Genomic DNA, 4,814 nt, shown 5'->3' with positions numbered 1-4,814 from the left:
TCCACCTGCGCAACCTGTACGAGAAGCTGGGCGCCGCCAACCGGGCGCAGGCCGTGGCCGTGCTGCTGGGGCGGGACCGGGGGTAGGGGCGCGGCCGGCATTCCGTCTGTCGACAACCTCTCGGATTGCCTCTCCTCCCCGGGTCAAGCCCGGGGAGGAGAGGCAATCTGTTCGTGTCTCAGCCGTCGGTGAGGCGCCCCTCCCCGCAAATATTCCGCCCGGCGTCCTACGAACGTAGGACGACGCCGGTGGGTGGCGCGTGGTTCGCTGGCATTGGAAGGGCTTCCTCTCAACGGCGAGATGCCAACCATGCAGATGCTCGACGCCAGAGATCCGATCCGCCTCGCCGCCCTGCCGGCCGATGCCGACGACCATGGGCTGGAGGCCGAGCTGCAGCCGGTGCTGCGCAGCGCCGTCCCCGGCCCCGCACCCTTCAACGCGCTGGTGCTGGTGCGCGGCACCCTGCCCGCCGGCGCGGCCGGGCGGGACGGGACCTTCGCCGTACGGACCAATTTCACCCTGGCCGGCTTCGACCCGATGTCACCCGCGCCGTTCAAGCATTCCTCGACCGCGGCGCTGCGCCAGCCGGGCGCGCCCGAGGTGGAGATCGACGCCATCGACCACGGCTATTTCGACGATTCCGGCTGCTGGGTGCTGCTGGTCCGCGGCGAGAGCCTGCGCCAGCACGGCGCGGTCGAGCTGACCAGCTGGGTGATGTGCCGCGAGCCCCCGGCGGACAGCCGGACGGCCGGGCGGCCGGATGGACGCCTGGCGTTCCGCAGCTACCGCTCCTTCGTCCCGCCGCGGCCGGCGCAGCCGGCGGATGCCTGGCGCCAGGCCGTCACCCGCCTGTTCGCGCATCGCACGGACACCGGGGGCCGCGCGGCGGCGTGAGCGGGCGGCCCCGGCCTTTCCCGCTCAGAGCAATATGTCCTCGGCCGTGATCCGGGTCAGCTGCTGGTAGGGCTGCGGCTCGAGCACCACCGCCATGTCGGCCTCCCGGTCGCCATCGGCGTCGGCGGAGACGATCAGCCCGCCGCCCAGCCGCTGGTAGCGCAGCTCGCCGGCCGTGCCGCTGAAGGCGGCATCGCCGATGAAGGCGAAGGCCTGGTTGCCCGGCGCCGTCTGGTCGGCATCGATCCGCGACACGTCGAGGATGTCGCGGACGCTGAAATCGGTGACCACGTCCTCATGCCCCGGCAGGCTCTCCACCAGCCGGTCGATGCGGATGGTGTCGACGCCGTTGGCGGTGCTGATCCGGTCGGCCCCCAGCCCGCCGACGAAGGTGTCGTTGCCGGAGCCGGGCTCGATCTCGTCGTAGCTGTAGAAGACGTCGTCGCCGCCGCGCCCGGACAGCAGGTCGTCGCCGAAGGCCGTCGCGATCTGATTGGGCCCGTCGTCGCCGACGAGGATGTCGTTTCCGGCCGTGTCGCTCAGATTCTCGATGTCGCGCAGGTCATACTGATAGATCAGCCCGGAGTGCTCGGAGCGCACGGCCGCCCGGTGCTCGGCCAGGGTGATGAAGGCGCCGTTGCCGGTGCTGGCGAGGTTGAAGGTGTCGGACCCGGCGCCGCCGTCGATCAGGTTGCCGGCGCCGACGCTCACCGCGCTGAAGGTATCGCGCCCGCCGCCGCCATACAGGCGATTGCCGCCGCCGGCGAAGGTGATCAGGTCGACGCTGTCGCCGCCATTGACCGTGTCACCGCCGTCCTCCAGGTGGATGCCCGACCCGGCGGTCGCCGGCAGGCGGATGTCGATCACATCCGCGCCGGTATAGGCCGTGACATAGTAGAAGTCGTCGTCGCCCTCGACGAGGATGTGGTCGTTGCCTGGGGTGCCCTCGATCGTCGCCATGGCTGCCTCCGTGGGGTCGGCTGTGTTGCCGCGATGATAGGAAGGAGATCAGTATACGTGATGCGCGGTCCTATGGAACCCGTAACGGGCGGATTCTCGCCAGCGGCCGGCACTCCCCCTCACCCTCCCGTCGCTGCGCGCCGGGCCCCTCCCTCTCCCCGAGGAGAGGGGAACAGGAGCTGCGGCCCCTTCACCTCTCCTTGGGGAGAGGTCGAAATCGCGGAGCGATTTCGGGTGAAGGGGCGGCCTCTCCTCTCGCGGAGCGTCAGAGCTGGGCTTCGATCGCGGTCTTGTCGATCACCGACCAGACCTGGGCGATCCTGCCGTCGCGGAACTCGTAGAACACATTCTCGCTGAACGAGACGGTGCGGCCGTTGACGTCGAGGCCGAGGAACCGGCCCCGCGGCGAGCAGGTGAAGTCGAGCCGGGCGGCGACCAGGGGCGGGTCGCAGGCCAGGAGCCCGATGACGAAGCGCAGGTCCGGGATGTCGCGGAAATCCTGCTCCAGCATGGCGCGATAGCCGGCCAGGCCGAAGGGCCGGCCGTTGTGGCGCGCCGTCTCGTCGACGAAATCGCCCAGCCGCGCCCAGTCCTGCCGGTTCAGGCAGTCGATATAGGCGCGGTAGCGGGTGGCGAGGTCGGTCACGGCAAAGCTCCTGTGGTGCCGGGTGGCGGAGACGGGGAGCCCCGGCCGCGGGTCAGCCGGCCGCAGGGATCGAATGGTGCTCATGGGTGACGGTCCAGCGGCCGCCGATCCGGCGCAGGCCGATGGTGAGCCGGAACTCCATCGGATAGGCGGGCCGGCCCGGCTCGATCACGACGCAGCGCATCAGCGCGGCAGCGAAGCCGACATCGGCGCCGGCCGTGACCTCCAGCTCGACGATGTCGAACACCGCCGGATCGGGCGAGGCGGCGAAGAACAGGTCCCAGGTGGCGCGATAGGCGTCGAGGCCCCGGCAGCGCAGCGGCGGCGGCAGGTCGAACATCAGCATGTCCGCGGCATGGTCGCGCAGCACGCCGTCATGGTCGCGCCGGCGGACGGCATCGGCCCAGGCCTCGATCAGGCCGCGGATCTCGGCCTCTCCGGAGTCCCGGCTCCCGGTCATCGCGATGCGCTCCCTGCCGTGCCGGATATGCCGTGCCGGCGGAGACCAGGGTATAGCACGGCAGCGGAACGGCGGCGGCCTCGTCGCATCGGGCCGGCCCGCCGGCAGCGCCTTGCATTCTCCGCAATCCGCCGCAAGGGTTGCGGGGTTCGGCGAATCCGGGGACGTGCGGGAGGGGGAATGGCGAGCAGCATCCGGGCGGTGCGCCGCGAGCAGGAGCGCGCGGAGCGCCGGCGCCTGGCCTATGAGAAGGCGGCGCAGAAGCAGGCGGCGCTGGAGGCCGCTTCCTCCGCCGCGGACGAGTACGACCGGCTGATCGAGGCCCTGACCGGCGCCCACCGGGTCCAGCTCGAGCGCCGCGACTGGCACGCCGTGGCCGCGGCGGCGCCGCCGGCCGAGCCTGACCGGAGTGCCGTGCAGGAGGCGGCGGCGCGGCGGGAGCTCGACGCCTATCGCCCCGGCTGGCTGGCCCGCACCTTCGGCGGGGCCAAGCGGCGCCGGATCGAGCTGACCGCGGCGGTGGAGGATGCCCGCGCCCGCGACGAGGCGGCGTTCGAGGCCCGCCTGCAGGAGGCCGAGGCGCGCCGGGCCGAGATCGATTTCGCCCGGCGGCTGGTGGCGCGCGACCCGGCGGCGGTGGCCGACGCGCTGGGCCGCTACACCCGGCTGGGCGACCTGCCCTTCTCGGTCGAGGGGCTGGACCTCGTCTTCGTCGAGGGCGGGCGGATCGTCGCCATGATCGACGGGCTGGATTTGGAGGATCTGCCGGACCGGTCGGTGACGCTGCTGCAATCGGGCCAGGCCTCGGTCAAGCCGCTGTCGCAGGGCAAGGTGCTGGAGCTGCACCGCGACGCGATCTGCTCGGCCGCGGTGCGGGCGGCGGCGGAATGCCTGGCCGCCCTGCCGGTCGAGGCGATCGAGGTGGTGATGCAGACCGACCTGCTGGACCGAGGCTCGGGCCATATCGGCGTGACGCCGGTGCTCTATCTGCGGGCGGCGGCCCAGGCGCTGGTAGCCGTCAACCTGCCGCGCACCGATGCCGCTGCTTTGGTCGAGCGCCTGGGCGGGCATTTCGACTGGAGCCGGAAGGAGGGGTTTCGGGGGATCGGGCTCGGGGAGTTGGATGTGCCGGCGTATGAGAGGGGGGAGTGAAAGAAGCTCCTTAACATCATGCCCGGATTCCGGCGCGTACTTCGTCTTGGCGAAGCCGAAGACAGAGGAGTCAAGCGACGGAACTTTGTTCCACCCCACCTGCCCAGCGCGGCAGACACTCGAGATCCTGAAGCTCCGCCCGGATCACCCCGTCAAATATCTCGGGGAACAGCCTAGTGACTGCTAGCCAAATTGGATGGCCGGATGACACTTGCTTCGCAGCCATCTTCGCCTGACCGAGAGCAGTGGCTAGCGATTCGATTTTCAATCGTTCACGGATCGCTGTCGCTTCAAGCATGCTTTCAATGATGCCAGCATACTGTGCAAAGAGCTTATTTTTGAGCTTACTATTTAACATAGCCACGAGTGCGCCTTTGCCCGTATATCGAGTAACATAAACCTTGTCCGTTCCAGACTCTGCGGAACGAGCAATCGAAAACAAAATTGCGGCAAGTTCAGAAAAATGCTGAGATGGTTTATAATATCTATTCAGCAAAAATTTTCGTTCCCAATCTAAAATTTCGGGAACGAACTCTCGTATGGATGACCATGCCGATATAAACCGAGCTTCATCGAATGGATCATCAGAATCATCGCCGGGCATCAACTTAAGGGCCTGCCACCATTTCTCTCTACCATTCTTACAAAACGAGAGAAGACGTTCAGTGCGGCGGTCAGCAAAAAAAACTGATCTTGGTGATC

6 protein-coding genes are annotated in these 4,814 nt (G+C 68.4%); 2 read left to right on the top strand and 4 right to left on the bottom strand.

Annotated features, from left to right (window positions below; all coding sequences use genetic code 11):
- Positions 1–309: 309 nt before the first annotated feature.
- Entirely contained in the window at positions 310–894 is a 585-nt protein-coding gene (locus FFK22_RS41000) for a hypothetical protein (RefSeq protein ID WP_138893563.1), read from the top strand.
- Between the two features lie 24 nt (positions 895–918).
- Here FFK22_RS41000 and FFK22_RS40995 read toward each other — a convergent pair whose 3' ends face one another.
- From FFK22_RS40995 to FFK22_RS40985, 3 genes are all read right to left on the bottom strand, one after another.
- A complete protein-coding gene (locus FFK22_RS40995; RefSeq protein ID WP_138893562.1) occupies positions 919–1,854 on the bottom strand; it encodes a calcium-binding protein in 936 nt (311 codons plus the stop codon).
- 265 nt (positions 1,855–2,119) lie between these two features.
- Positions 2,120–2,500 carry an ester cyclase gene (locus FFK22_RS40990; protein ID WP_306770259.1) on the bottom strand — a complete coding sequence of 127 codons (381 nt, stop codon included), beginning with the start codon at positions 2,498–2,500 and terminating at the stop codon, positions 2,120–2,122.
- 52 nt (positions 2,501–2,552) lie between these two features.
- Positions 2,553–2,960: a nuclear transport factor 2 family protein gene (locus tag FFK22_RS40985; RefSeq protein ID WP_138893560.1), complete on the bottom strand. Its 408-nt coding sequence runs from the start codon at positions 2,958–2,960 to the stop codon at positions 2,553–2,555.
- Between the two features lie 180 nt (positions 2,961–3,140).
- On the opposite strand from FFK22_RS40985, the gene FFK22_RS40980 reads away from it, so the two are divergent.
- A complete protein-coding gene (locus tag FFK22_RS40980; RefSeq protein WP_138893559.1) occupies positions 3,141–4,112 on the top strand; it encodes a hypothetical protein in 972 nt (323 codons plus the stop codon).
- Between the two features lie 70 nt (positions 4,113–4,182).
- Here the strand turns inward: FFK22_RS40980 and FFK22_RS43580 are convergent.
- Positions 4,183–4,814: hypothetical protein (locus tag FFK22_RS43580; RefSeq protein ID WP_186002956.1), on the bottom strand; the 632-nt coding region annotated here is incomplete at its 5' end.

The sequence above is a fragment of the Mycobacterium sp. KBS0706 genome, from assembly GCF_005938675.2.
GTDB lineage: Bacteria > Pseudomonadota > Alphaproteobacteria > DSM-16000 > Inquilinaceae > Inquilinus.
The sequence above is the reverse complement of the archived record's forward strand: the minus strand, read 5'-3'. Positions and strand labels throughout refer to the sequence as shown.

Bases quoted from the DNA above. Each gene is read 5' to 3' on its own strand.
- FFK22_RS40980 (WP_138893559.1), top strand. From the start codon at position 3,141: ATGGCGAGCAGCATCCGGGCGGTGCGCCGCGAGCAGGAGCGCGCGGAG.
- FFK22_RS41000 (WP_138893563.1), top strand. From the start codon at position 310: ATGCAGATGCTCGACGCCAGAGATCCGATCCGCCTCGCCGCCCTGCCG.
- FFK22_RS40985 (WP_138893560.1), bottom strand. From the start codon at position 2,960: ATGACCGGGAGCCGGGACTCCGGAGAGGCCGAGATCCGCGGCCTGATC.
- FFK22_RS40995 (WP_138893562.1), bottom strand. From the start codon at position 1,854: ATGGCGACGATCGAGGGCACCCCAGGCAACGACCACATCCTCGTCGAG.